At 61.7% G+C, this 24134-nt stretch carries 21 protein-coding genes; 13 read left to right on the forward strand and 8 right to left on the reverse strand.

The features are described 5' to 3' along the window. The first annotated feature begins 94 nt into the window (after positions 1–94). Positions 95–913 carry a posphoenolpyruvate synthetase regulatory kinase/phosphorylase PpsR gene (gene ppsR / locus AC07OP_RS06675; protein ID WP_027603681.1) on the forward strand — a complete coding sequence of 273 codons (819 nt, stop codon included), beginning with the start codon at positions 95–97 and terminating at the stop codon, positions 911–913. Between the two features lie 187 nt (positions 914–1100). Here the strand turns inward: ppsR and AC07OP_RS06680 are convergent, their stop codons facing one another. Beyond that, positions 1101–2525: an aminotransferase-like domain-containing protein gene (locus AC07OP_RS06680; protein WP_027603680.1), complete on the reverse strand. Its 1425-nt coding sequence runs from the start codon at positions 2523–2525 to the stop codon at positions 1101–1103. Between the two features lie 160 nt (positions 2526–2685). Between AC07OP_RS06680 and AC07OP_RS06685 the strand changes: the two genes are divergently transcribed. Genes AC07OP_RS06685 through AC07OP_RS06705 form a run of 5 tightly spaced genes read left to right on the forward strand, consistent with a single transcriptional unit; the run spans position 2686 to position 8156 of the window. After that, the gene (locus AC07OP_RS06685; protein ID WP_161985727.1) at positions 2686–3579 is read left to right on the forward strand and encodes a DMT family transporter; all 894 of its coding nucleotides are present in this window, start codon (positions 2686–2688) and stop codon (positions 3577–3579) included. Positions 3580–3602: 23 nt separating this feature from the next. Further along, complete coding sequence (gene moeB / locus AC07OP_RS06690) at positions 3603–5465, forward strand: molybdopterin-synthase adenylyltransferase MoeB (protein WP_027603678.1); 1863 nt, start codon at positions 3603–3605, stop codon at positions 5463–5465. A gap of 15 nt (positions 5466–5480) precedes the next feature. Then, positions 5481–6395 carry a PLP-dependent cysteine synthase family protein gene (locus AC07OP_RS06695; RefSeq protein ID WP_065940683.1) on the forward strand — a complete coding sequence of 305 codons (915 nt, stop codon included), beginning with the start codon at positions 5481–5483 and terminating at the stop codon, positions 6393–6395. A gap of 37 nt (positions 6396–6432) precedes the next feature. Further along, complete coding sequence (locus AC07OP_RS06700) at positions 6433–7425, forward strand: serine O-acetyltransferase (protein ID WP_253491737.1); 993 nt, start codon at positions 6433–6435, stop codon at positions 7423–7425. Between the two features lie 2 nt (positions 7426–7427). Next, complete coding sequence (locus AC07OP_RS06705; protein ID WP_495100619.1) at positions 7428–8156, forward strand: alanyl-tRNA editing protein; 729 nt, start codon at positions 7428–7430, stop codon at positions 8154–8156. A gap of 58 nt (positions 8157–8214) precedes the next feature. On the opposite strand, the gene prpD is transcribed toward AC07OP_RS06705, so the two are convergent. The 6 genes from prpD to AC07OP_RS06735 form a co-directional block, all read right to left on the reverse strand. Further along, complete coding sequence (gene prpD, locus AC07OP_RS06710) at positions 8215–9699, reverse strand: 2-methylcitrate dehydratase (RefSeq protein WP_495100618.1); 1485 nt, start codon at positions 9697–9699, stop codon at positions 8215–8217. A 196-nt stretch (positions 9700–9895) separates the two neighbouring features. Further along, on the reverse strand, positions 9896–11086 hold the full coding sequence (gene prpF / locus AC07OP_RS06715; protein WP_495100617.1) for a 2-methylaconitate cis-trans isomerase PrpF: 1191 nt from the start codon (positions 11084–11086) through the stop codon (positions 9896–9898). Positions 11087–11097: 11 nt separating this feature from the next. After that, a complete protein-coding gene (gene acnD, locus AC07OP_RS06720; protein ID WP_495100616.1) occupies positions 11098–13692 on the reverse strand; it encodes a Fe/S-dependent 2-methylisocitrate dehydratase AcnD in 2595 nt (864 codons plus the stop codon). A gap of 209 nt (positions 13693–13901) precedes the next feature. Beyond that, the gene (gene prpC / locus AC07OP_RS06725; protein WP_053132736.1) at positions 13902–15029 is read right to left on the reverse strand and encodes a bifunctional 2-methylcitrate synthase/citrate synthase; all 1128 of its coding nucleotides are present in this window, start codon (positions 15027–15029) and stop codon (positions 13902–13904) included. A 42-nt stretch (positions 15030–15071) separates the two neighbouring features. Then, positions 15072–15965 carry a methylisocitrate lyase gene (gene prpB / locus AC07OP_RS06730; protein WP_027603670.1) on the reverse strand — a complete coding sequence of 298 codons (894 nt, stop codon included), beginning with the start codon at positions 15963–15965 and terminating at the stop codon, positions 15072–15074. Then, a complete protein-coding gene (locus tag AC07OP_RS06735; RefSeq protein WP_027603669.1) occupies positions 15962–16672 on the reverse strand; it encodes a GntR family transcriptional regulator in 711 nt (236 codons plus the stop codon). Before AC07OP_RS06735 ends, prpB begins: the two co-directional genes overlap by 4 nt. Before the next feature lie 273 nt (positions 16673–16945). Between AC07OP_RS06735 and rloA the strand changes: the two genes are divergently transcribed. The 6 genes from rloA (at position 16946) to AC07OP_RS06765 (ending at position 22338) form a co-directional block, all read left to right on the forward strand. After that, the gene (rloA, locus tag AC07OP_RS06740) at positions 16946–17482 is read left to right on the forward strand and encodes a retropepsin-like aspartic peptidase RloA (protein WP_027603668.1); all 537 of its coding nucleotides are present in this window, start codon (positions 16946–16948) and stop codon (positions 17480–17482) included. 5 nt (positions 17483–17487) lie between these two features. Next, positions 17488–19020 (forward strand): osmotic stress tolerance membrane protein RloB, encoded by a 1533-nt coding sequence (gene rloB / locus AC07OP_RS06745; RefSeq protein WP_495109905.1) that lies wholly within the window; start codon positions 17488–17490, stop codon positions 19018–19020. Further along, complete coding sequence (locus AC07OP_RS06750; protein WP_027603666.1) at positions 19020–20006, forward strand: alpha-L-glutamate ligase-like protein; 987 nt, start codon at positions 19020–19022, stop codon at positions 20004–20006. The genes rloB and AC07OP_RS06750 overlap by 1 nt, the downstream gene beginning before the upstream one ends. A gap of 100 nt (positions 20007–20106) precedes the next feature. After that, on the forward strand, positions 20107–21450 hold the full coding sequence (gene pabB, locus AC07OP_RS06755; protein ID WP_495100615.1) for an aminodeoxychorismate synthase component I: 1344 nt from the start codon (positions 20107–20109) through the stop codon (positions 21448–21450). A gap of 229 nt (positions 21451–21679) precedes the next feature. Beyond that, complete coding sequence (locus tag AC07OP_RS06760) at positions 21680–21985, forward strand: type II toxin-antitoxin system HigB family toxin (protein ID WP_495100614.1); 306 nt, start codon at positions 21680–21682, stop codon at positions 21983–21985. Continuing rightward, positions 21982–22338: a helix-turn-helix domain-containing protein gene (locus AC07OP_RS06765; RefSeq protein ID WP_092486821.1), complete on the forward strand. Its 357-nt coding sequence runs from the start codon at positions 21982–21984 to the stop codon at positions 22336–22338. The genes AC07OP_RS06760 and AC07OP_RS06765 overlap by 4 nt, the downstream gene beginning before the upstream one ends. Positions 22339–22415: 77 nt before the next feature. Here the strand turns inward: AC07OP_RS06765 and thrH are convergent, their stop codons facing one another. Beyond that, complete coding sequence (gene thrH / locus AC07OP_RS06770; protein ID WP_065924794.1) at positions 22416–23033, reverse strand: bifunctional phosphoserine phosphatase/homoserine phosphotransferase ThrH; 618 nt, start codon at positions 23031–23033, stop codon at positions 22416–22418. A gap of 151 nt (positions 23034–23184) precedes the next feature. Between thrH and AC07OP_RS06775 the strand changes: the two genes are divergently transcribed. After that, positions 23185–23919, forward strand: coding sequence for a phosphoadenylyl-sulfate reductase (locus AC07OP_RS06775; protein WP_027603661.1), 735 nt, complete (start codon positions 23185–23187; stop codon positions 23917–23919). Positions 23920–24134 lie beyond the last annotated feature (215 nt).

Consider the following 24134-nt stretch of genomic DNA (forward strand, 5'->3'; position numbering starts at 1 on the left):
CTGGAAAATAAGTGAGAATGCGGCCCACTATGGGACGGCAAAATCGCGCCTATCATATCCAAGATTCGTCATCAGCTTAAGGCCCAGGGCTCAAATGAAACGATCTGCTTTCTTTATCTCCGACGGCACCGGCATTACCGCCGAAACCCTGGGTCAGAGCCTGCTCGCGCAGTTCGAAAACAATACCTTCGCCAAATTCACGCGACCCTATATCGACAGCGTGGATAAAGCGCGGGCCATGGTACAACAAATCAATCTGGCGGCTGAAAAAGACGGCTTTCGGCCGATCATTTTCGACACCATCGTCAATCAAGACATCCGTGAGATTCTCGCAACGTCGAATGGTTTCATGATCGACATTTTCTCGACGTTCCTGGCACCGCTGGAGCAGGAGTTGAGCGAACACTCCTCCTATTCGGTCGGAAAGTCCCATTCCATTGGGCACAACTCCAATTATATGGAGCGTATCGAGGCGGTGAACTTCGCCCTCGACAACGACGACGGCGCTCGCACCCACTACTACGACAAGGCCGACCTGATCCTGGTCGGCGTGTCGCGCTGCGGCAAAACGCCCACCTGCCTGTACATGGCCATGCAATTCGGCATCCGTGCGGCCAACTACCCGCTGACCGAAGACGACATGGAGCACCTGACGCTGCCCGCCGCGCTGCGCGCCCATTCGCACAAGCTGTTCGGCCTGACCATCGACCCAGACCGTCTCACCGCCATCCGCAACGAGCGCAAGCCCAACAGCCGCTACTCCAGCTATGCCCAGTGCGAGTTCGAAGTGCGCGAAGTAGAAAATCTGTTCCGTCGCGAGAACATTGCGCATATCAATTCCACGCATTTTTCGGTGGAAGAGATTTCGGCGAAGATTCTGGTGGAGAAAGGTGTGGAGCGGCGCTTCAAATAATGCCTTGAGACACTGCTTTACTGTGGTGAGCGGGCTTGCCCCGCGCTGGGCTGCGAAGCAGCCCCAAACCAGTCAGCGAGAACTGGCTGACACACCGCATTTATCTTGATTGGGGCTGCTGCACAGCCCAGCGCGGGGCAAGCCCGCTCACCACAACGAGCCTGCTCACAGCATGGACGTCCACTCGCTATAGGTGAAACCGCCCTCCCCCTTGCCCCAACGCCGTCGCCAATGCATCAAACCCCGCCCGCAACAACTGATCATCCCCCGACGTATTGCAGATACTCGCCCGAATGAACTGCGGCACCGCCGTCTGCCCTACGGCAAACGCCTCGGCGGTGGCGATCAGGTAATTATTCTGCTTGAGCTCCGCCTCGATTTCCGACGCGCGCCAGGGCTCCGGCACTTCGATCCAGAAGTGCGGGCTGTTCAGGTGGGTGCGGTACGCCAGGCCGGCCAACAGGTCCTGCACCAGGGTCTTGCGGCGGCTGATCTCGTTGATCTGTTGGCGCAGCAGGTATTCCGCCGTGCCGTTTTCGATCCACTGCGTCGCCAGTTCCAGGGTCACCGGCGTGGCCATCCAGCAGGTGGAGCGCAACGCCGCCGAGATACGGCTGACCAGCGCCGGGGGCGCATGCACATAGCCCACACGCAGCCCGGCAGACACGGCCTTGCTCAGGCTGCTGATCAAAATCGTACGTTCGGGGGCAAAATGGCTGAGGGGCGGTGGACGGTCTTCAACCAACACGCCGTGGGCTTCGTCCTCAAGAATCAGCAGATTATGTTCCCGGCACACCTTCACCAGGGCTTCGCGGCGCGCCACGGACAACACCGCCGTGGTCGGGTTCTGGATGGTCGGCGTGCAATACAGCGCTGAAACCCGGTGATTACGACAGACTTCATCCAGCGCGCTCGGCAGCACGCCTTCTTCGTCCATCTCCAGGCCGATCAGGCGGATACCCAGCATGCGAGCCGCGGTGATCAGCCCCGGGTAAGTCAATTGTTCGGTGACCACCGTATCGCCGGCGCGCAACAGGGCCATCATCGCGCACAGCAGGCCATGCTGGCCGCCGTTGACGCAGATCACCTGCTCGGGGATCGGATGAAAATCACGCTGCACCAGCCACTGCGCGCCCGCGTCGCGATAACGCGGCAGGCCGGCATCGGGGGTGTAGGCGCTGATGTCCTGGAGGAACTTGGCGTTGGTCGACAGGGTTTGGAAGCTCTGTGCCAGGAAGGTGGTTTCCTGACCCGGGATATGCATGTTGCGACTCATGTCGAAGTACTGGCGCGGCTCCTCGCTGAAGTTACGAAAGCCTTCATCACGCTGGCGCTCCATCCCACGCTTGCGGACGAAAGTGCCGTCACCCACTCGCGCTACTACCAAACCCAGACGCTCCAGCTCACCGTAGGCCCGGCTGATGGTGCCGATGGTCACCCCCAGATTGTCGGAAAGCACCCGATGAGGCGGCAGTTTTCGTCCCGGCTCAATCAAGCCTTCGAGGATGCCCCGTTCCATGACATCGGACAGGCGCTTGTACTTCACGCCCTGCCCGTTGGACAACCCCTCACGCATAATTGACACCATGTCAATATTTGTTTTGACAGCCATCTTTCGCCCTAATAGTGTGCTTTTACGGGTTCAATCGCCGAATTTCATGACTCATTACAAGTTCAATATAGAGTTCAATTCAGGCTCAGGGAAGCAATAAACGATGCCAATGTCCGCCGTTCTCGAAAACACCGCCAAAACCAAAACGCAAAAACAGTGGCTGGCCGGGCTGGTGACCAGCGTGATGTTCCTGATCGTGTGCCTGAGCTGGGGCACCACGTGGCTGGGGATCAAGATTGCCGTGGAGAGCGTGCCGCCGCTGACGTCCGCCGGCCTGCGCTTCCTGATCGCCTTCCCGCTGTTCCTGTGCTTTGCCAAGGTGCGCCGCGAGCCCATCCTGTTTCCCCGCGAGAGCCGCTGGTTCTTCGTGTTCGTGACCCTGTCCTACTTCAGCGTGCCCTACTACCTGCTCAACTACGGCGAGATGCATGTGTCATCCGGTCTCACCGCCCTGCTGTTCAGTTGCATGCCGGTATTCATCCTGATTTTCTCCGCGTTGTTCCTGCGCGAGCGCATCTACTTTTCCCAGGTGGTCGGCATCGGTATCGGCTTCGGCAGCCTCTACATGATCATCAGGAGCCAGGGCCTGCACCTGGACCACGCCGAGTTCCTGGGGGTACTGGCGATCCTGGCGGCCGCGATCATGCACGCCTTGTGCTACGTCATCACCAAGCAAAAAGGCAGCGCCATCAGCGTGATCACCTACAACACCCTGCCCATCGGCATTGCCGGGCTGATGCTGTTCGTGGCCGGGTTGTGGTTTGAAACACCGACCTTTGAAGCCATCACCCTGCGCTCCTGGAGCGCGCTGTTCTACCTGGGGCTGGTGGCCTCGGTGGGTGGGTTCATCGTGTATTTCATGCTGCTCAAGCGCTTGAGCCCGATCATCCTGTCGTTCGTGTTCATCATCTTCCCGGTGTTCGCGGTGATCATCGGCGCCTGGTACGAAGGCGTGGCGATTTCCCGCGACCTGATGCTGTATTCGGCCATCCTGCTGGCCGGCTTTGCGATCACCAAATTGCCCATTGAAAAACTCCTGGCCAAGAAAAATTGACCCGCCATCAACGCGAGAGAAACATGGACGTCCTCCGCCCAAAAGCCCTGGAACAGATCTACGCCCACGCCAGCCGCAGCTACCCCGAGGAATGCTGCGGCTTTGTCTTCGCCGACGGCAGCGTGTACCTGGGCAGCAACATCCAGAACGAACTGCACCGCAAAAACCCCGAGATGTACCCGCGCAGCGCGGCCAATGGCTACACCTTCTCGGTGGCCGACACCCTGCTGATGAACAAGGCGTTTCGCAGCGACAACCCGGTGGTGGTGATCTACCACTCCCACCCGGATGTCGGCGCCTATTTCAGCGATGAAGACCAGGACAAGGCCCTGTTCATGGGCGAGCCGATCTACCCCGTCAGTTACCTGGTGGTCGACGTTCGCCAGGGCCAGGCCCTGGGTTCAAAACTGTTTGCCTGGGATGGCGAGCATTTCACCCTTAACCCCTTCAACGACCTGCACACGGAGTTGTCCATGAACGCTGTCTCTTTCCCCGACATTCTGGTTCGCGTGGCCAAGCTGCCGGAATCGACCCTCGAGGGCGCCGGATCGACATTGCGCGAAGTCATTGAAAACCTCTGCAGCAGCCACCCGCAGTTGCGCGCCCATCTGTTTCACGAAAAGAACAACCAGCTCAAGGAACACTTCCTGTTCACCGCCGAGGAAGAGCTGATCGGCGCCGATGACCGGCTGCCGGAAAAAGCCCGCATCGAAGTGCTGCTCGCCACCTCCGGCGGTATGGACGTCGACAGCCTCAGCAACGAGGAAGTGCAACGTTACGTGCGCCATATCACCCTGCCCGGCGTCGGCCGCGAAGGCCAGTTGAACCTCAAGAAAGCCAAGGTCCTGATCATCGGCACCGGCGGCCTGGGCTCGCCCATCAGCCTGTACCTGGCAGCGGCCGGTGTCGGTACCCTGGGGCTGGTGGATTTCGACGTGGTGGAAAGCAGCAACCTGCAACGCCAGATCGTCCACGGCAACAGCACCCTGGGCATGCCCAAGGTCGACTCGGCCAAGCAGCGCTTGCAGGACCTCAACCGCCATATCCAGATCAACGCCCACGACACCGCCCTGAACGCCGACAACGCCCTGGAACTGGTGGGCGCCTATGACCTGGTCATCGACGGCACCGACAATTTCGATACCCGCTACCTGGTCAACGACGCCTGCGTGCAGCTGGGCAAACCCCTGGTGTACGGCGCCATCTACCGTTTCGACGGGCAGATCAGCGTGCTCAATTACCAGGGCGGGCCGTGCTACCGCTGCCTGTTCCCCAGCGCACCGCCCGCGGAACTGGCGCCCAATTGCAGCGCCGGAGGGGTGATCGGCGTGCTTCCCGGGGTGGTCGGGATGATCCAGGCCACCGAGGCGATCAAACTGTTGATCGGCATTGGCGAGCCCCTGTCCGGCCGCCTGATGCGCTTCGATGCACTGGCGATGAAGTTCAGCGAAATCCGTTTCAAGCGCCGTGCCGACTGCCCGTGCTGCTCCGACCTGCGCCACAGCGAAACCCTGGCGCCAGCCGTATGTGCGGACGCCGTGCCCAGCCAACCGTCCCTGGCCGAAGAGCGCTACATCAAGCCGCGCGGACTCAAGCAGGTACTCGAACACCCCAGCAGCGCCGACGTGCTGCTGGATGTGCGCGACGCCAGCGAACTGGAGGTGTGCAAATTACCGGGGGTGGTGCACATCCCCCTGGCCGAGCTGGATGGCCAGCTCGGGCGCCTCAGCCGCGACAACACCCATTACCTGATCTGCTACGCCGGCACCCGCGCCGAGCAAGCGGCCAGCACCCTGTTGGCGGCGGGTTTCGCCAACACCAAAGTCCTGCAAGGTGGCATGAAGCACTGGGTTCGCGACGTCGAACCCGACATGCCGCTGTACTGACCCGGGGGCTGACCGATGTTGCATAACTCTATCCTCGACGCCATCGGCCATACGCCGATCGTCCGCCTGGCGCAGTTTTCCGAAGACCTCGGCATTGAGGTCTACGCCAAGCTCGAATCCCTCAACCCGGGAGGCAGCCACAAGGCGCGCATCGCCCTGGGCATGATCCTCGACGCCGAGCGGCGCGGCGTGCTGATCCGTGACTCCGGGCAAACCATCATCGAACCCAGCGGCGGCAATACCGGTATCGGCCTGGTGATGGCCGGCAACGTGCTGGGCTACAAGGTGGTGCTGGTGATCCCGGACAACTACAGCCCCGAAAAACAGAAGCTGCTGCGCCTGTACGGCGCCAAGGTGGTGCTCTCCGACAGCCGCCTCGGCAACAATTCCCACGGTGAAAAATGCATGGAGTTGCAGCTGGAAAACCCCAGCTACGTGATGCTCAACCAGCAACGCAACGGCGCCAACCCGCAAACTCACCGTGACACCACCGCGCCGGAAATCCTCCGCGCCTTCGGTGATCGCCGTGTTGACTATTTCGTCAGCGGCATCGGCACCGGCGGCCATATCACCGGTATCGGCGAAACCCTCAAGGCCGCCTGGCCAGCCCTGCGCGTGATGGGCGTGGAGCCCGAAGAATGCGACCTGCTGAAGAACCAGCACGCGCCGCACCATATCCAGGGCCTGTCCATCGGCCTGATCCCGAGCATCCTCAACCTGGAGGTGATCGACGGCATGCTCAAGGTCTCGCGCCAGGACTGCATCGACATGATGAAACGCATCATGCGCACCGACGCCATCAGCCTGGGCCTGTCCTCCGCCGCCAACATGGTGGCCATCGCCAGGCTCGCCCCCGAATTGCCGCCCGAAACGGTGGTGTTGACCATGGTCTACGACAATGCCGACAGCTACCTGCCCAGTTTCGAATAACGGGTTTTCCAACCAGCCAGAATGCGGGGGTGCCTCCATGGGCGGCTTTATCGACATGCAACAGTTGCACGATGAGTTGCTCACCCAGCTCATCAAGACCCTCACCCCCATGCAGATGAAACAGCTGGAGCCGCACCTCGCGCCGCTGATCCAGAATGCCGCCCAGGCGGTGGCCGAGGACTTGATCGCCTATGCCTATCGCGACCCGGCATCCCGTGGCCGCGGCGAACTGATCCTGGAGTCCTACGCCTCGTTCAAGGCGGTGCTCTATTACCGGCTTGCGCATCAGGTGTGGAATTTCCCCGACCAGACCAACGGCGTGTTTTCACGCATCGCCCTCAAGCTGAGCAACCAGGGCAAGGTCCTGTCCGGGGCCGAAATCCACCCGGCGGCGCGTATCGGCCGGCGCTTTGTGCTCGACCACGGCTACGGCACGGTAATCGGCGAGACCTGCGAGATCGGCAACGACTGCTACATCCTCTGCGGCGTGACCCTGGGTGCCCGCGGCATCGCCAACAACCCCGATGGCAAGCGTCATCCGCGCCTGGGTAACAATGTCGAAGTCGGCTCCGGCGCCCGGGTGCTGGGCTATGTGCTGATCGGCGACAACGTGTTTATCAGCCCCTCCTGTGTGATCACCCAGGACGTCCCCGCCGGCACCAAGGTGAAGGTGGTGAACCAGATCCAGCTGCAAAAAAACGATGAATCGGACCACAGCAACTACCTTGGGGCCTTCGCCCTGGATGAGCGCCTGCACGTGGTCGGCGAGGTCAATGCCAGCCACAAGGTCACGGTGCTGGACGCCGACTTTCATCCGTTGCAAGGCCTGATGCTGGAGCCGACGGTGAAGGAACGTCACCACCTGCAATTCAGGCTGCACCGCCTCGAATCCGGCAACCACCTGCCGCGCCTGCCGCTGAACCTGAAAGTCTGCGGACCGGAATTCGAAATCACCCTGCTCTCCCCCCCTGGCTTGAGCGCGATGGTGCGCCACCTGCTGCAGGCCAGCCCACTGATCGTCGGAGGTTGAACATGTCCGTGCATACCATGGAAACCCTGGCGCTGTTTGACAGCGCGCCCTACCAGAACGCATTCAGCGCCCGGGTGATTGCCGTCAGCGAACACGGCATCGCCCTGGAGCACACCCTGTTCTACCCCACCGGCGGCGGCCAACCCGGCGATACCGGCCACCTGACCCTGGCGGACGGTACCCGGGTCGACGTGACCGGCACGGTGCGCGACCCGGTGCTGCGTTCGATCATCTGGCACCAGGTGGAACACTGCCCGGAGCAACTGGTCGCCGGCGTGATGGTGAACGCCGGCCTGGATTGGGAGCGGCGCTACCAGCACATGAAAATGCACACCTGCCTGCACCTGCTGTGCTCGCTCATCGACGCACCAGTGACCGGTTGCAGCATCAGTGCCGACAAAGGCCGCCTGGATTTCGACCTGCCGGAAATGACCCTCGACAAGGACAGCATCACCCGTGAGCTCAATGCGCTGATCGAACAGGCCCACGAGGTGAAGACCCTGTCGATGCCGGCTTCGGAGTACGCCACCCTGCTGCAGATCACCCGCACCCAGGCGGTTGCGCCGCCGGTGATCCAGGGTTCGGTACGGGTGATTGAAATCGGCGGGATCGATATCCAGCCATGCGGCGGTACCCATGTGCTCAACACCGAGGAAATCGGCCGGGTGTTCTGCGAGAAGATCGAGAAGAAGAGCAAGCACAACCGCCGGGTGATTCTGCGGTTTGAGTGAACGCAACAACTGTGGGAGGGGGCTTGCCTCTCCCACATTTTTGCTTTTGCGGCGCCTGCTAGATGACGAACAGGTCCACGAAGCGATTGACCGGCGTGGCCTCGAGCTTCGCCTGGTCCGTGCACAACGCAAAGATCTCGGCACTGCGTTGCGCGGTAAAGCGCGTGGCCAGGTTGGCCTTGAACTTGTCTTCCAGCAACGGAATGCCCTCCACTCGACGACGGCGATGGCCGATCGGGTATTCCACCGCCACTGGCTCGGTGCTGGAGCCATCCTTGAAGAACACCTGCACGGCATTGGCGATGGAACGCTTGTCGGCTTCCAGGTATTCATGGCTGTAGCTCGGGTCTTCGACGATGACCATCTTGTCGCGCAACTGATCAATGATCGGGTGAGCGGCGTGAAATTCATCCTCGTAGTGCTCGGCCACCAGGTTGCCGAATGCCAGGGGCACGGCGGTCATGTATTGCAGGCAATGGTCGCGGTCGGCCGCATTGGCCAGTGGCCCGACCTTGGAGATGATGCGAATCGCCGACTCATGGGTGGTGATCACGATGCGCTCGACGTCGTGCAGGCGATCCTTGACCAACGGATGCAAGGTCACCGCGGCTTCACAGGCGGTCTGCGCGTGGAACTCGGCGGGGAAGCTGATCTTGAACAACACGTTTTCCATCACGTAGGTGCCATACGGCTGGGACAGGCTGAACGCACGCTTGTCCTCGGGCTTGAGCGCCAGGTCTTTGTTGGTGTGGCTGAACAGCACGTCGTAGAAGCCCCATTGCGGCGCGCTCAGCACACCGGGGATGCCCATTTCGCCGCGCAGGGCGATATCCGCCAGGCGCACGCCGCGACTCGACGCATCCCCCGCCGCCCAGGATTTGCGCGAGCCGGCATTCGGCGCATGGCGATAAGTGCGCAAGGCCTGGCCATCGACGAAAGCGTGAGACAGTGCCGACAGCAATTGCTCACGGTTGGCGCCCATCAGCTTGGCGGTAACCGCCGTGGAGGCGACTTTCACCAACAGCACATGGTCGAGGCCAACGCGGTTGAACGAGTTTTCCAGGGCAATCACACCCTGGATTTCGTGGGCCATGATCATCGCATCCAGCACCGCGCGCACGGTCAGCGGCGCGTCGCCATTGGCCACACGCTTTTGCGACAGGTGATCCGCCACGGCGAGGATGCCGCCGAGGTTATCCGAGGGATGCCCCCACTCGGCGGCGAGCCAGGTGTCGTTGTAGTCGAGCCAGCGCACGATGCAGCCAATGTCCCAGGCCGCCTTAACCGGGTCCAGACGAAACGACGTGCCCGGCACCCGCGCGCCAAACGGCACCACCGTGCCTTCAACCATCGGTCCCAGGTGCTTGGTGCACTCGGGAAAACGCAGGGCCAGCAGGCCGCAACCGAGGGTGTCCATCAGGCAGTTACGGGCGGTGTCCAAGGCGGCCTGGGACTCGATCCGGTAGTTGAGGACATAGTCGGCGATGTCCTGCAAAACCTGGTCGTAGTCGGGGCGGTTGTTCTGGTCGACGTTGGTGCTCATGGCGGATCTCCAAAAATGGGTGGGGTCAATCCTCGGGCTAACGGTTATGGGAAGCAGATCTTGGATGCCTGCCTTTTGGAATAGAGATCCTCTGTGGGAAGGGCTTACCCTGATGCCAGTTCACATCGCCTCTTGTAGGAGCGAGCTTGCTCGCTCCTACAAAAAGCCTCCTCCCACATTGGATCTGTGCAGGGTTTTAGAAGGCGTCGCCGGGTACGCGGACGAAACCTTCCATCAACACCCGCGCACTGCGGCTCATGATGGCTTTCTTCACCACCCACTCACCGTCCACCTGGGTGGCTTCAGCCCCCACGCGCAAGGTGCCGGAGGGATGCCCGAAGCGCACGGCATTGCGCTCCACGCCGCCTGCAGCGAGGTTGACCAAAGTGCCGGAAATCGCCGCCGCCGTGCCGATCGCCACCGCCGCCGTGCCCATCATCGCGTGGTGCAGCTTGCCCATGGACAGGGCGCGCACCAGCAAATCCACATCGCCGGCCTTGATCGCCTTGCCACTGGACGCCACGTAGTCGGCAGGCTTGGCCACGAACGCCACCTTCGGCGTGTGCTGGCGCTGGGCCGCTTCGTCGAGGTGCTTGATCAGCCCCATGCGCAACGCGCCATAGGCCCGTACGGTCTCGAACATCGCCAAGGCCTTGGGGTCGCCGTTGATCGCGCCTTGCAGCTCGGTGCCGGTGTAACCGAGGTCTTCGGCGTTGATGAAAATCGTCGGGATGCCGGCGTTGATCAGCGTGGCCTTGAAGGTGCCGACGCCGGGCACTTCCAGGTCGTCAACCAGGTTGCCGGTGGGGAACATCGAGCCGCCGCCGCCCTCTTCTTCCGCCGCCGGGTCCATGAATTCCAGCTGCACTTCGGCCGCCGGGAAGGTCACGCCGTCCAGCTCGAAGTCGCCGGTTTCCTGCACCGCCCCGTCGGTGATCGGCACGTGGGCGATGATGGTCTTGCCGATATTGGCCTGCCAGACCCGCACCACGGCCACGCCGTTATGGGGCACGCGGGCCGCATCGACCAGCCCGGCGCTGATGGCGAACGAACCCACCGCCGCCGACAGGTTGCCGCAGTTGCCACTCCAGTCGACAAAGGGTTTGTCGATGGAGACCTGGCCAAACAGATAGTCCACGTCATGATCGGCGCGGGTGCTTTTGGCGAGGATCACGGTTTTGCTGGTGCTCGATGTGGCGCCGCCCATGCCGTCGATTTGCTTGTCGTAGGGATCGGGGCTGCCGATCACCCGTAGCAGCAAGGCATCCCGCGCCGCTCCCGGCACCTGCGCCGACTCGGGCAGGTCCTGGAGGCGGAAAAATACGCCCTTGCTGGTGCCGCCACGCATATAGGTGGCGGGGATCTTGATTTGCGCTGCGTGTGCCATGGTCATCCTCTTCAGGCAGTGGTCGCCGATTCCAGGAAATCCTGGGCAAACCGTTGCAATACGCCGCCGGCTTCGTAGATCGACACTTCTTCGGCGGTGTCCAGGCGGCACGTCACCGGCACCTCGACACGTTCGCCACTCTTGCGGTTGATCACCAGCGTCAGTTGCGCACGCGGGGTGCGTTGGCCGATCACGTCGTAGGTTTCGCTGCCATCAATCTGCAAGGTGTGACGGTCGGTGCCCGGCAGGAACTCCAGGGGCAACACGCCCATGCCCACCAGGTTGGTGCGGTGGATGCGCTCGAAACCCTCGGCGGCAATCGCTTCCACACCCGCCAGGCGCACGCCCTTGGCCGCCCAGTCGCGGGACGAGCCCTGGCCGTAGTCGGCGCCGGCAATGATGATCAGCGGCTGCTTGCGCTCCATGTAGGTTTCGATGGCTTCCCACATCCGCGTGACCTGGCCTTCCGGCTCGATCCGCGCCAGGGAGCCCTGCTTGACCTTGCCGTTCTCCCGCACCATTTCGTTGAACAGTTTCGGGTTGGCGAACGTCGCGCGCTGGGCGGTCAGGTGGTCGCCACGGTGGGTGGCGTAGGAGTTGAAGTCGACTTCCGGCAGGCCCATTTTCGCCAGGTATTCGCCGGCGGCGCTGTCGAGCATGATCGCGTTGGACGGCGACAGGTGATCGGTAGTGATGTTGTCCGGCAGCACCGCCAGCGGGCGCATGCCCTTGAGCGGCCGCGCACCGGCCAGCGCACCTTCCCAGTACGGTGGGCGGCGGATATAGGTGCTCTGCGGGCGCCAGTCGTACAGCGGCGCGACTTTCGGGCCGGTGTCTTCGTGGATCGCGAACATCGGGATATACACCGCGCGGAACTGCTCCGGCTTGACCGAGGCCTTGACCACCGCGTCGATCTCTTCGTCGCTCGGCCAGATGTCCTGCAGGCGGATTTCCTTGCCGTCGGCGTCGAGGCCGAGCACGTCCTTCTCGATATCGAAACGGATGGTGCCGGCAATCGCATAGGCCACCACCAGCGGCGGCGAAGCCAGGAACGCCTGCTTGGCGTACGGGTGGATACGCCCGTCGAAGTTGCGGTTGCCCGAGAGCACGGCGGTGGCGTACAGGTCGCGGTCGATGATCTCTTGCTGGATCGCCGGGTCGAGTGCACCGGACATACCGTTGCAGGTGGTGCAGGCAAACGCCACCACGCCAAAGCCGAGCTTTTCCAGCTCATGGCCCAGGCCGGCGTCTTCCAGGTACATGGCCACGGTTTTCGAACCCGGCGCCAGGGACGACTTGACCCAAGGTTTGCGCGTCAGCCCTAGCCTGTTGGCGTTGCGCGCCAGCAGCCCGGCGGCGATCACGTTGCGCGGGTTACTGGTGTTGGTGCAGCTGGTGATGGCGGCGATGATCACCGCGCCGTCGGGCATTTGCCCCGGCACTTCATCCCACTGGCCGGAGATGCCCTTGGCGGCCAGGTCGCGGGTGGCGACGCGAGCGTGCGGGTTACTCGGGCCAGCCATGTTGCGCACCACGCTGGACAGGTCGAAGGTGAGGCCACGCTCGTATTGCGCACCTTTGAGGTCATCCGCCCACAGGCCGGTATGACGGGCGTACTGCTCGACCAGGGCGACTTGCTCGTCTTCGCGGCCGGTGAGTTTCAGGTAGGCGATGGTCTGCTGGTCGATATAAAACATGGCCGCCGTGGCGCCGTATTCCGGGGCCATGTTGGAGATGGTCGCGCGGTCGCCGAGGGTCAGTTTGGACGCGCCTTCACCGAAGAACTCCAGCCAGGCGCCGACCACTTTCTGTTGACGCAGGAACTCGGTCAGGGCCAGCACCATATCGGTGGCGGTGATGCCCGGCAGCAACTGGCCGGTCAATTCGACACCGACGCTTTCCGGCAGGCGCATCCACGACGCGCGGCCGAGCATGACGCTTTCGGCTTCAAGGCCGCCGACGCCAATGGCGATCACGCCCAACGCATCGACATGGGGGGTATGGCTGTCGGTGCCGACGCAGGTATCCGGGAAGGCCACACCGTTACGCACCTGGACCACCGGGGACATTTTCTCCAGGTTGATCTGGTGCATGATGCCGTTGCCCGGCGGGATCACGTCGACATTCTTGAAGGCCTTTTTGGTCCACTCGATAAAGTGGAAGCGGTCTTCGTTGCGACGGTCTTCGATGGCGCGGTTTTTCTCGAACGCGTCCGGGTCGAAACCACCGGCTTCGACGGCCAGGGAGTGATCGACGATCAACTGGGTGGGGACCACCGGGTTGACCTGAGCCGGGTCGCCGCCTTGCAGGGCGATGGCGTCACGCAGGCCGGCGAGGTCGACCAGGGCGGTCTGGCCAAGAATGTCGTGGCACACCACGCGGGCCGGGAACCAGGGGAAGTCGAGGTCGCGTTTGCGTTCGATCAACTGGCTCAGGGATGCGTTGAGGGTGGCCGGGTCGCAGCGGCGCACCAGGTTCTCGGCGAGCACACGAGAGGTGTAGGGCAAGGTAGCGTAGGCGCCGGGGCTGATTGCATCGACAGCCGCGCGGGCGTCGAAGTAATCCAGGCGGCTGCCGGGGAGTGGTTTGCGAAATTCAGTGTTCATCGTCAGGACTCGGTCACGGTGATTGCAAAAGGAAGACCTGGGCCGATCCGGAATTGAAATGCGATCCAAATGTGGGAGGGGCGGTGCGACGATTCGACTTGCCCCCGATGGCGGTGTATCAGTTGCTATAGGTCTGAATGACACACCGCTATCGGGGGCAAGCCCCCTCCCACACTTTGACCTCCTTCCAGTCCAGGGATCGTCGGTCTTCAGCGACGTTCGATTGGCACGAACTTGCGCTGTTCGACGCCGGTGTACTCGGCGCTTGGACGGATGATGCGGTTGTTGGCGCGCTGCTCAAATACGTGGGCCGCCCAGCCTGTAAGCCGCGAGCAGACGAAGATCGGCGTGAACAGCTTGGTCGGGATGCCCATGAAGTGGTACGCCGAGGCATGGTAGAAATCGGCGTTGGGGAACAGTTTTTTCTGTTCCCACATGGTCTTGTCGATGGCCTCGGAGACCGGGAACAGCACGGTGTCGCCCACTTCGTCGGCGAGCTTTTTCGACCAGCCCTTGATCACTTCATTACGCGGGTCGTTGTCTTTGTAGATCGCGTGGCCGAAGCCCATGATCTTGTCCTTGCGAGCCAGCATGCCGAGGGTGCCTTCGACAGCTTCCTCTGCCGAACCGAAACGCTCGATCATTTCCATCGCCGCTTCGTTGGCACCGCCGTGCAGAGGGCCGCGCAGGGAGCCGATGGCGGCGGTGACGCAGGAATACAGGTCGGACAGGGTCGAGGCACACACCCGCGCGGTGAAGGTCGAGGCGTTGAACTCGTGCTCGGCGTAGAGGATCAACGACACGTTCATGACTTTTTCATGCAGTTCGCTCGGCTTCTTGCCATGCAGCAGGTGCAGGAAGTGGCCGCCGATGCTCGGCTCGTCGGTCACGCAGTCGATGCGCTTGCCGTCATGGCTGAAGCGGTACCAGTAGCACATGATCGCCGGGAACGCGGCGAGCAGGCGGTCGGTCACGTCGCGTTGCACGCTGAAGTCTTTTTCCGGCTCGATATTGCCGAGGAACGAGCAACCGGTGCGCATCACATCCATCGGGTGGGCGTCGGCGGGGATGCGTTCGAGCACTTCTTTCAGCGCCTGCGGCAGATCGCGCAATTTGCTCAGCTTGGCGCTGTAGGCAGCCAGTTCGGCCTGGGTCGGCAGTTCGCCGTACAGCAGCAGATAAGCGACCTCTTCAAACTGTGCATCGGCAGCCAGTTCGCGCACGTCGTAGCCACGATAAGTCAAGCCGGCTCCGGCTTGGCCCACGGTGGACAGTGCGGTCTGCCCGGCGACCTGGCCACGCAGGCCGGCACCACTCAGTACTTTTGCTTCAGCCATGGTTGTTCTCCAATTTTGTCGTTATTCAGGGAGGCGTGTTCGTCACTTTTTCGCGGCGAACAGCGCGTCAAGCTTCTGCTCGAAGGTGTGGTAGTCGATGCGATCGTAAAGCTCCATGCGGGTTTGCATGGTGTCGATCACGTTCTGTTGAGTGCCGTCGCGACGGATCGCGGTGTAGACGTTCTCGGCGGCCTTGTTCATGGCACGGAAGGCCGACAGCGGGTACAGCACGATGGAAACATCGGCAGATTTCAACTGTTCGGTGGTGTACAGCGGCGTGGCGCCGAACTCGGTGATGTTGGCCAGGATCGGCGCCTTCACACGGGCGGCGAACAGTTTGTACATCTCAAGCTCGGTAATGGCTTCCGGGAACACCATGTCGGCGCCGGCTTCGATGCAGGCGGCGGCACGCTCCAGGGCGGACTCCAGGCCCTCCACGGCCAGGGCATCGGTGCGCGCCATGATCACGAAGCTGTCATCGGTGCGCGCGTCCACGGCGGCCTTGATGCGGTCGACCATTTCCTGCTGGGACACGATTTCTTTGTTCGGACGATGGCCGCAGCGCTTGGCGCCGACCTGGTCTTCGATATGGATGGCGGCGGCGCCGAACTTGATCATTGATTTGACCGTGCGCGCGACGTTGAACGCCGAGGAGCCGAAGCCGGTGTCCACGTCCACCAGCAGCGGCAGGTCGCAGACGTCGGTGATACGGCGCACGTCGGTGAGTACGTCATCCAGGCCGGTGATGCCCAGGTCCGGCACGCCGAGGGAACCGGCCGCCACCCCGCCACCCGACAGGTAGATCGCCTTGAAGCCGGCGCGCTTGGCCAGCAGCGCATGGTTGGCGTTGATCGCACCGACCACCTGCAAGGGGTGCTCGCTGGCGACTGCGTCACGGAAACGCTGGCCGGGGGTGCTTTTATTGTTCGAACTCATGACTCACCTCTATCAGGGGCGCCGCCTGGGAAATGACGGGCAATATTGCGTTTGGAAGCACCGATATGCCGGCGCATCAACAACTCGGCCAGTTCACCGTCGCGATCGGCAATCGCATCAAGAATGCGGTGATGCTCGGCAAAGGCCTGGCGTGGACGATTGGGGGTGGCGGAGAACTGGATGCGGTACATGCGCACCAGCTGGTACAGCTCGCCGCAGAGCATCTGGGTGAGCGTGCGGTTGCCCGCACCTTGAATGATCCGGTAATGAAAATCGAAGTCGCCTTCCTGCTGGTAATAGCCGACACCCGCCTGGAACGCGGCGTCGCGCTCATGGGTGTGCAACACCTGGCGCAATTCTTCGATTTCCGCGTCGGTCATGCGCTCGGCGGCCAGGCGACAGGCCATGCCTTCCAGGGACTCGCGGATTTCATACAGTTCAACCAGCTCGGCGTGGCTCAAGGACACGACCCGGGCGCCCACATGGGGCACGCGCACCAGCAGGCGCTGGCCTTCCAGGCGGTGGATCGCCTCGCGCAGCGGGCCACGGCTGATGCCGTAGGTGCGGGCCAGTTCCGGCTCGGAAATCTTGCTGCCGGGAGCGATCTCACCCTTAACGATGGCTGCCTGGATGCGTCGGAAGACGTTCTCGGACATCGTTTGGGATTCGTCCGACGCCATTATCGGAGCTTCTGATTGACCCAGCATATTGTCGACACCTTTGAAAGCAATGCGGCAAAAACTAGCCAATAAACCGCGGCCAGTCAAAGAATAAATCGATATTGTCGACAATCGTCTAATAATCCCGGCTGTATCCCCTCAAGGCATGGCCGGCTGCCAGCGCTGGCGCCAGAAAAGCATCATGTTAGAATGCCCGCCGCATTTGCCTGACATCACTTGATGAAACGGCGCACGAAGGGAGCTTGCGCAGCAATGCCAGTCGCCTTGAATTGAACATCGCACTGCACCGCCTCAGGATCTATGAGACTCAAGCCCTTCCCCCTGTTGTTTTGCCTATTGTCCATACCGAGCCTTGGCGCTGCCGCCGAGAAGACCGTGTATGGCCTCAATGAATACGCGCAATTGGCCGGCATCGACCTGGAAGTAGCCGCCAAGCTCGACACCGGCGCCAAGACCGCTTCCCTCAGCGCCCGTGACATCAAGCGTTTCAAGCGCAACGGCGAATCCTGGGTGCGCTTCTACCTGGCCATCGACACCGCCCATTCCCATCCCATCGAACGGCCCCTGGCCCGCGTCAGCAAAATCAAGCGTCGCGCCGGTGACTACGACCCCGATGAGGACAAGAACTACACCGCCCGTCCTGTGATTGCCCTGGATATCTGCATGGGCACCGCTTTACGCAGCATTGAAGTGAACTTGACTGACCGCAGCGCTTTCCAATACCCGCTGCTGATCGGCTCCGAAGCGCTCAAGCGCTTTGATGCGCTGGTCGACCCCAGTCTTAAATACGCAGCAGGCAAACCTGCCTGCGCCGCCGACGCTCATACCGCCGAGTAAACCGAATGCGCGCTCTAACCCTGCACCTGAGAATCCTGATCGCCATCCTGGTGGTGTTGGGTATTTCGGTCACCGCCTACCAGATCTTCGTGCTGGGCATTCCCGTCACCGAGGACGCCACCGACGATTTGTGGAACATCGACGCCAAGGTCGAGTTCGTCGCCAACCCCAAGGACCCGGTGAAGATCCAGATGTTCGTGCCGCCCTTGAGCCGCGACTTCGTCAGTCTTAATGAGAGCTTTATCTCGAATAACTACGGGGTGAGCGTCAACCGCATCGACGGCAACCGCAAGGTCACTTGGTCAGCACGCCGCGCCAAGGGCAACCAGACCCTGTATTACCGCCTGGTGCTGACCAAGCGCTACAGCGGCGAAAAAACCAAGATCAAGGGCCCGACCTTCCGCGACAGCATTGCCGTGGAAGGCCCGGAGAAAATCGCCGCCGAAGCCCTGCTGGCGCCGATCCGCCAGCATTCGGCCGACGTCGAGACCTTTATCACCGAAGCCATCAAGCGCACCAACAACCTCAACGACGACAACGTGAAGCTGTTGCTGGCCGGCGACCCGTCGACGCCGCACAAGGCCAAGATCGTCGAGCTGCTGCTGTCCATCGCCCACGTGCCGGTGGAAAAGGTCCACACCATCCGCCTGGTGGCCGACCAGCCGCAGCCCCCGGAACTGTGGCTGCGCAGCTTCAATGGCAACGACTGGCTGTACTTCAACCCGGAAACCGGCGAACAGGGCCTGCCCGCCGACCGCCTGCTGTGGTGGACCGGCGATGAAAACCTGATCACCGTCGATGGCGGCAAGAAAGCCATGGTCACCTTCAGCCTCAATAACAGCGAAATGAACGCCATTCGCCTGGCCAAGCTGACCGACGAGAACACCGACGCCAACTTCCTCGAATACTCGCTGTACGGCCTGCCGCTGCAAACCCAGCAGACCTTCATGATCATGGTGATGATCCCGATTGGGGTGCTGGTGATCCTGATCCTGCGCAACCTGATCGGCCTGCAGACCCTCGGCACCTTTACCCCGGTACTGATTGCCCTGGCGTTCCGCGAGACGCAGCTGGGCTTCGGGATTGTGCTGTTTACGATTATCACGGCACTCGGCCTGTCACTCAGGTCGTACCTGGAACATCTGAAGCTGCAGATGCTGCCGAGGTTGTCGGTAGTGCTGACCTTCGTGGTGGTATTGATCGCCGCCATCAGCCTGTTCAGCCACAAGCTGGGGCTGGAGCGCGGGCTGTCGGTGGCGCTGTTCCCGATGGTGATCCTGACCATGACCATCGAACGCCTGTCGATCACCTGGGAAGAGCGCGGCGCCAGCCATGCCATGAAAGTCGCGATTGGTACGCTGTTCGCCGCGTCCCTGGCGCACATCATCATGAGCGTGCCGGAGCTGATCTACTTCGTCTTCACCTTCCCGGCGATCCTGCTGATCCTGGTGGGCTTCATGCTGGCAATGGGCCGCTATCGTGGCTACCGCCTGACCGAGCTGGTGCGCTTCAAGGCCTTCCTCAAGGCTGACTCGTAATGTTCGGCTTCTGGAAGACCTGGAAGGCCCTGGAAGCGCGGGGGATCATGGGCATCAACCGGCGCAATGCCGACTACGTGCTCAAGTACAACAAGCGCAGCCTGTACCCGATCGTGGATGACAAGATCATCACCAAGGAGCGGGCCATCGCCGCCGGCATCCATGTGCCGGAAATGTACGGGGTGATCTCCACCGAGAAGGAAATCGACAAGCTCGACGAGATCATTGGCGGGCGCAGCGACTTCGTGATCAAGCCGGCCCAGGGTGCCGGCGGCGACGGCATCCTGGTGGTGGCGGACCGTTTCGAGGGGCGCTACCGCACGGTGTCGGGCAAGATCATCAGCCATGAAGAGATCGAGCACCAGATTTCCAGCATCCTCACCGGCCTGTACTCCCTGGGTGGACACCGCGACCGTGCGCTGATCGAGTACCGCGTGGTGCCTGACCAGATCTTCAAGAGCATCAGCTACGAAGGCGTACCGGATATCCGCATCATCGTGCTGATGGGCTACCCGGTGATGGCGATGCTGCGCTTGCCGACCCGCCAGTCGGGCGGCAAGGCCAACCTGCACCAGGGCGCGATCGGCGTGGGCGTCGACCTCGCCACCGGCCTGACCCTGCGCGGTACCTGGCTGAACAACATCATCACCAAGCACCCCGACACCACCAACGCGGTGGACGGTGTGCAACTGCCCAACTGGGACGGGTTCATGAAGCTCGCGGCCGGCTGCTACGAGCTGTGCGGGCTGGGGTATATCGGCGTGGACATGGTACTCGACCAGGAAAAGGGCCCCCTGATCCTGGAGCTGAATGCGCGGCCGGGGCTGAATATCCAGATCGCCAACGACTGCGGCCTGACCTTGCGCACCCATGCGGTGGAGGCGCGACTGGAAGAACTGAAAGCCGCCGGCGTGACGGAAACCCCGGAAGAGCGGGTGAAGTTCGTGCAGGAGATGTTCGGGCATATTCCGCCCGTGGAAGGCTGATCCGGTCTTCGAACTGTCTATCCCCGACATCCCCCTAGGAGCAAATCCTACGGGGGACTACAATCCCTCTCCCCCGCGCCATTGGCTGATCCAACCCCGCATGTCGACCTGCTCCGTACACCCATTGCCCTACCGGGCCAACCCCGCCGAGTATTTTGCGGCGATTCGCCACGCTCCCGGCGCGGTACTGCTCGACAGCGGCCGCCCGGCGGCCGAGCGTGGGCGTTACGATCTGCTCAGCGCCTGGCCCGAAGCAACCTTGACGGTAGCGCCTGACGAAAGCGGCGCTGCTTTCCTGCAACGCCTGCGAGAAAACCTGACGCGATTGGGTGAAGCAGCAATCCCCGCCGGTTTGCAGTTGCCGTTCGCCGGTGGCTTGATCGGCTACCTGAGCTACGACTTCGGTCGGCACCTGGAGCCCATGCCGCACCTGGCGGTGGATGACCTGCACCTGCCGGACGCGCGCTTCGGGCTGTACGCCTGGGCGCTGATCAGTGACCACCAGGCCCGGAGCAGCCAACTGGTGTTTCACCCTTCACTGGCAGACAGCGAACGGCAACGGCTGATCGCGTTGTTCGGCCATGGGGCGGTCGACACCTCTGCGACGTTCAAACTCCTGGGCCCGATGGCGCCCGACCTCACTGCCGAGGCCTACCGCCTGGCCATCGTGCGGATCCAGGATTACATCCAGGCGGGCGACTGCTACCAGGTCAACTTCGCCCAGCGTTTCCGCGCGCCGTGCCTGGGCGATCCCTGGGCCGCCTACTGCGCGTTGCGCGAAGCCTGCCCGACGCCGTTTTCCGGGTTCCAGCACCTGCCGGACGACGGCGCGGTGCTGAGCCTGTCGCCGGAGCGTTTCGTGCGCATCAGCGAGCGCCACGTCGAGACCCGCCCGATCAAAGGCACCCGCCCCCGCGGCCTTACGCCGGAAGAAGACGCGGCGAATGCCGCCGAACTGCTGGCCAGCCCCAAGGACCGCGCCGAGAACCTGATGATCGTCGACCTGCTGCGCAACGACCTCGGCCGCACGTGCCGCACCGGCTCGGTCAATGTACCGGAATTGTTCAGTCTGGAAAGCTACCCCAATGTGCACCACCTGGTCAGCAGCGTGACCGGCGAGTTGGCCGACGATAAAGACGCCCTCGACCTGATCGCCGGCAGCTTCCCCGGCGGCTCGATCACCGGCGCGCCGAAGATTCGCGCGATGCAGATCATCGACGAACTGGAGCCCACACGCCGTGGGCTGTACTGCGGTTCGCTGGTGTACCTGGACGTACGCGGTGAGATGGACAGCTCCATCGCCATTCGCAGTTTGCTGGTCAAGGAGGGACAGGTGTGTTGCTGGGGCGGCGGCGGGATTGTCGCGGATTCGCAGTGGGAGGCGGAGTACCAGGAGTCGCTGACGAAGGTGCGGGTGTTGTTACAAACGCTGGAAAGCCTGTAGCGCACAGTGCCTTCCTGGTTCTCAGACGCAGCGCCGAGCAGTAGAAAAAACCTGAATCAGAACCGCAGTAGACGTAGTTGAACGTCGGAAGATAGCGTCCGGCTTCAACCGTCCACCCGCCGTCTGTGAAGGATCACATGAAGCGACTGCCTACCCGTCAGGAAATATTTCCGAGATTGCGCCCCCTCTCAACCGCGCCTATCATCTCCCAAATTGGGAGGTTGCAGCGATGCGGATAATCGCCCTCTCGACCTTACGAATATTCTGGGAAAGCCAACCCGCCTATATCGATGCAAAGGCACCGCTTATAGAACTGTATCGCCATATGGAAAAGGCCATTTACCCGACGCCACAAGCACTCAAGGCAGCGCTCAGGACCGCGAGCATTCTCAAAGGTGGCAGGGTTGTATTCAACGTGGGCGGCAACAAATATCGAGTGATCATGGCGATCGATTACCAGCGACAGCTTGGGTTCATACGGTTCGTAGGGACTCATGGGCAGTACGACCAGATCAACGCGGAGACCGTGCAATGAACATCAAACCCATACACTCCCAGGAAGACCTCACTGCTGCACTCGCGCGGGTACAGCAGCTCTGGGGAGCGGACATCGGCTCGACTGAAGGCGATGAGCTGGAAATTCTTGCAGTACTCATTGAGAAGTACGAAGCCGAACATTACCCAATGCCACCTTCCGATCCGGTGGAAGCCATTAAATTTCGCATGGAGCAACTGGGCATGACTGCCCGCGACCTGGAGCCATTTATCGGCACCAGCGGACGGGTGTCAGAGGTGCTGAACCACAAGCGAAAGCTGAGCCTGTCGATGATCAAGCGGCTGCATGAAGGCTTGAGTATTCCTTATGAGCGGTTGCTTGCAGGGAGCTGACAGAAACATGGGTAGTGGCGCTACTTTCCCCATCGGGAGCAAGCCCCCGATAGGGCCCTCAGCCGGACCGAAAGAAATTACAGGCTCAACGGCCGATTCGACGCCCTGATGAACTCTTTCTTCAAATCCTCAAACGTATGCACCGCCGGGAATTGCGGGAACTCTCGAATCACATTGTCCGGCGCATGGAACAGAATCCCACGGTCGGCCTCGCCCAACATGGTGGTGTCGTTGTAGGAGTCGCCCGCGGCGATCACGCGGTAGTAGAGGGTCTTGAACGCCAATACCGACTGGCGCTTGGGGTCTTTCTGGCGCAGTTGATAGCTGACCACGCGGTCGTTTTCGTCGGTGATGAGACGGTGGCACAACAAGGTCGGGAAACCCAACTGGCGCATCAGCGGCTGGGAGAATTCGTAGAAGGTGTCGGACAGGATCACCACCTGGAAGCGCTCGCGCAGCCAGTTGACGAACTCGATGGCGCCGTCCAACGGCTTGAGGGTGGCGATCACTTCCTGGATGTCGGCGAGCTTGAGCCCGTGTTCGTCGAGGATGCGCAGGCGCTGCTTCATCAGCACGTCGTAGTCGGGAATGTCCCGAGTGGTGGCCCGCAGAGATTCAATACCGGTTTTTTCGGCGAAGGCGATCCAGATTTCCGGCACCAGCACCCCTTCCAGGTCGAGACAGGCAATTTCCACAAGACACTCCCATTAGATGTTGTTAGTTGAGCGAGCAAAAGGACTGCCGAACTCTAGCGATTCAAGCCCGCCGCCGCAACGCAAGGCGGATTTTGATACCATCGCTCCCCTATAGAGCGCTCAGCGCCATTGAACTGTAGGAACCGTCCTGATGAACCAAGCCTTCGACGTCGTTGAACTCGCCACGACTTATGCCAACAAGTCTGCCCAGGACATTCTCAAGCTGGCGTTCAGCCAGTTCGGTGATGACCTGTGGATTTCCTTCAGCGGCGCCGAGGATGTGGTGCTGGTGGACATGGCCTGGAAGCTGAACAAGAACGTCAAGGTGTTCAGCCTCGACACCGGCCGCCTGCACCCGGAGACCTACCGGTTTATCGAGCAGGTGCGCGACTTCTACAAGATCGATATCGAACTGATCTCGCCGGACCAGAGCAAGCTGGAACCCTTCGTCAAGGAAAAAGGCCTGTTCAGCTTCTACAAGGACGGCCATGGCGAATGCTGCGGCGTGCGCAAGATCGAACCGCTGCGCCGCAAGCTTTCCGGCGTCAGCGCCTGGGCCACCGGCCAGCGCCGCGACCAGAGCCCCGGCACCCGCAGCCAGGTGGCGGCGCTGGAAATCGACACGGCCTTCTCCACCCCGGAACGCACCCTGTACAAGTTCAACCCGCTGGCGCAGATGACCAGCGAGGAGATCTGGGGTTACATCCGCATGCTGGAGCTGCCGTACAACAGCCTGCATGAGCGCGGCTTTATCAGCATCGGCTGTGAGCCGTGCACCCGGCCCGTGCTGCCGAACCAGCACGAGCGCGAAGGTCGTTGGTGGTGGGAGGAAGCCACGCAGAAGGAATGCGGGCTGCATGCCGGGAATATCATCAGCAAGGCCTAAGGGCGGACGCGATTAGAAAATGTGGAGGGGCGGGGCGACGATTCGACTTGCCCCCCTCCCACATTTTGTCTTGTGTTGAATGTTAGAGATGTACACATAGATGTAACCATCGGTGCCATTTATGTGTGCAATTTCTCTTCAGCCGCACCATAACGTAACACCTCTCCCCTCCCCTCGATTGGCCTGGCGAATCACAGGCTGACAGCGAAAAAATA

This window comes from Pseudomonas sp. GW821-FHT09D08, from assembly GCF_059416305.1.

Bases quoted from the DNA above. Each gene is read 5' to 3' on its own strand.
- prpD (WP_495100618.1), bottom strand. From the start codon at position 9,699: ATGAGCACCAACGTCGACCAGAACAACCGCCCCGACTACGACCAGGTT.
- prpC (WP_053132736.1), bottom strand. From the start codon at position 15,029: ATGGCTGAAGCAAAAGTACTGAGTGGTGCCGGCCTGCGTGGCCAGGTC.
- acnD (WP_495100616.1), bottom strand. From the start codon at position 13,692: ATGAACACTGAATTTCGCAAACCACTCCCCGGCAGCCGCCTGGATTAC.
- AC07OP_RS06700 (WP_253491737.1), top strand. From the start codon at position 6,433: ATGGGCGGCTTTATCGACATGCAACAGTTGCACGATGAGTTGCTCACC.
- rloA (WP_027603668.1), top strand. From the start codon at position 16,946: ATGAGACTCAAGCCCTTCCCCCTGTTGTTTTGCCTATTGTCCATACCG.
- AC07OP_RS06750 (WP_027603666.1), top strand. From the start codon at position 19,020: ATGTTCGGCTTCTGGAAGACCTGGAAGGCCCTGGAAGCGCGGGGGATC.
- AC07OP_RS06760 (WP_495100614.1), top strand. From the start codon at position 21,680: ATGCGGATAATCGCCCTCTCGACCTTACGAATATTCTGGGAAAGCCAA.
- prpB (WP_027603670.1), bottom strand. From the start codon at position 15,965: ATGAGTTCGAACAATAAAAGCACCCCCGGCCAGCGTTTCCGTGACGCA.
- ppsR (WP_027603681.1), top strand. From the start codon at position 95: ATGAAACGATCTGCTTTCTTTATCTCCGACGGCACCGGCATTACCGCC.
- AC07OP_RS06775 (WP_027603661.1), top strand. From the start codon at position 23,185: ATGAACCAAGCCTTCGACGTCGTTGAACTCGCCACGACTTATGCCAAC.
- AC07OP_RS06735 (WP_027603669.1), bottom strand. From the start codon at position 16,672: ATGCTGGGTCAATCAGAAGCTCCGATAATGGCGTCGGACGAATCCCAA.
- moeB (WP_027603678.1), top strand. From the start codon at position 3,603: ATGGACGTCCTCCGCCCAAAAGCCCTGGAACAGATCTACGCCCACGCC.
- AC07OP_RS06705 (WP_495100619.1), top strand. From the start codon at position 7,428: ATGTCCGTGCATACCATGGAAACCCTGGCGCTGTTTGACAGCGCGCCC.
- prpF (WP_495100617.1), bottom strand. From the start codon at position 11,086: ATGGCACACGCAGCGCAAATCAAGATCCCCGCCACCTATATGCGTGGC.
- AC07OP_RS06695 (WP_065940683.1), top strand. From the start codon at position 5,481: ATGTTGCATAACTCTATCCTCGACGCCATCGGCCATACGCCGATCGTC.
- rloB (WP_495109905.1), top strand. From the start codon at position 17,488: ATGCGCGCTCTAACCCTGCACCTGAGAATCCTGATCGCCATCCTGGTG.
- AC07OP_RS06765 (WP_092486821.1), top strand. From the start codon at position 21,982: ATGAACATCAAACCCATACACTCCCAGGAAGACCTCACTGCTGCACTC.
- AC07OP_RS06680 (WP_027603680.1), bottom strand. From the start codon at position 2,525: ATGGCTGTCAAAACAAATATTGACATGGTGTCAATTATGCGTGAGGGG.
- pabB (WP_495100615.1), top strand. From the start codon at position 20,107: ATGTCGACCTGCTCCGTACACCCATTGCCCTACCGGGCCAACCCCGCC.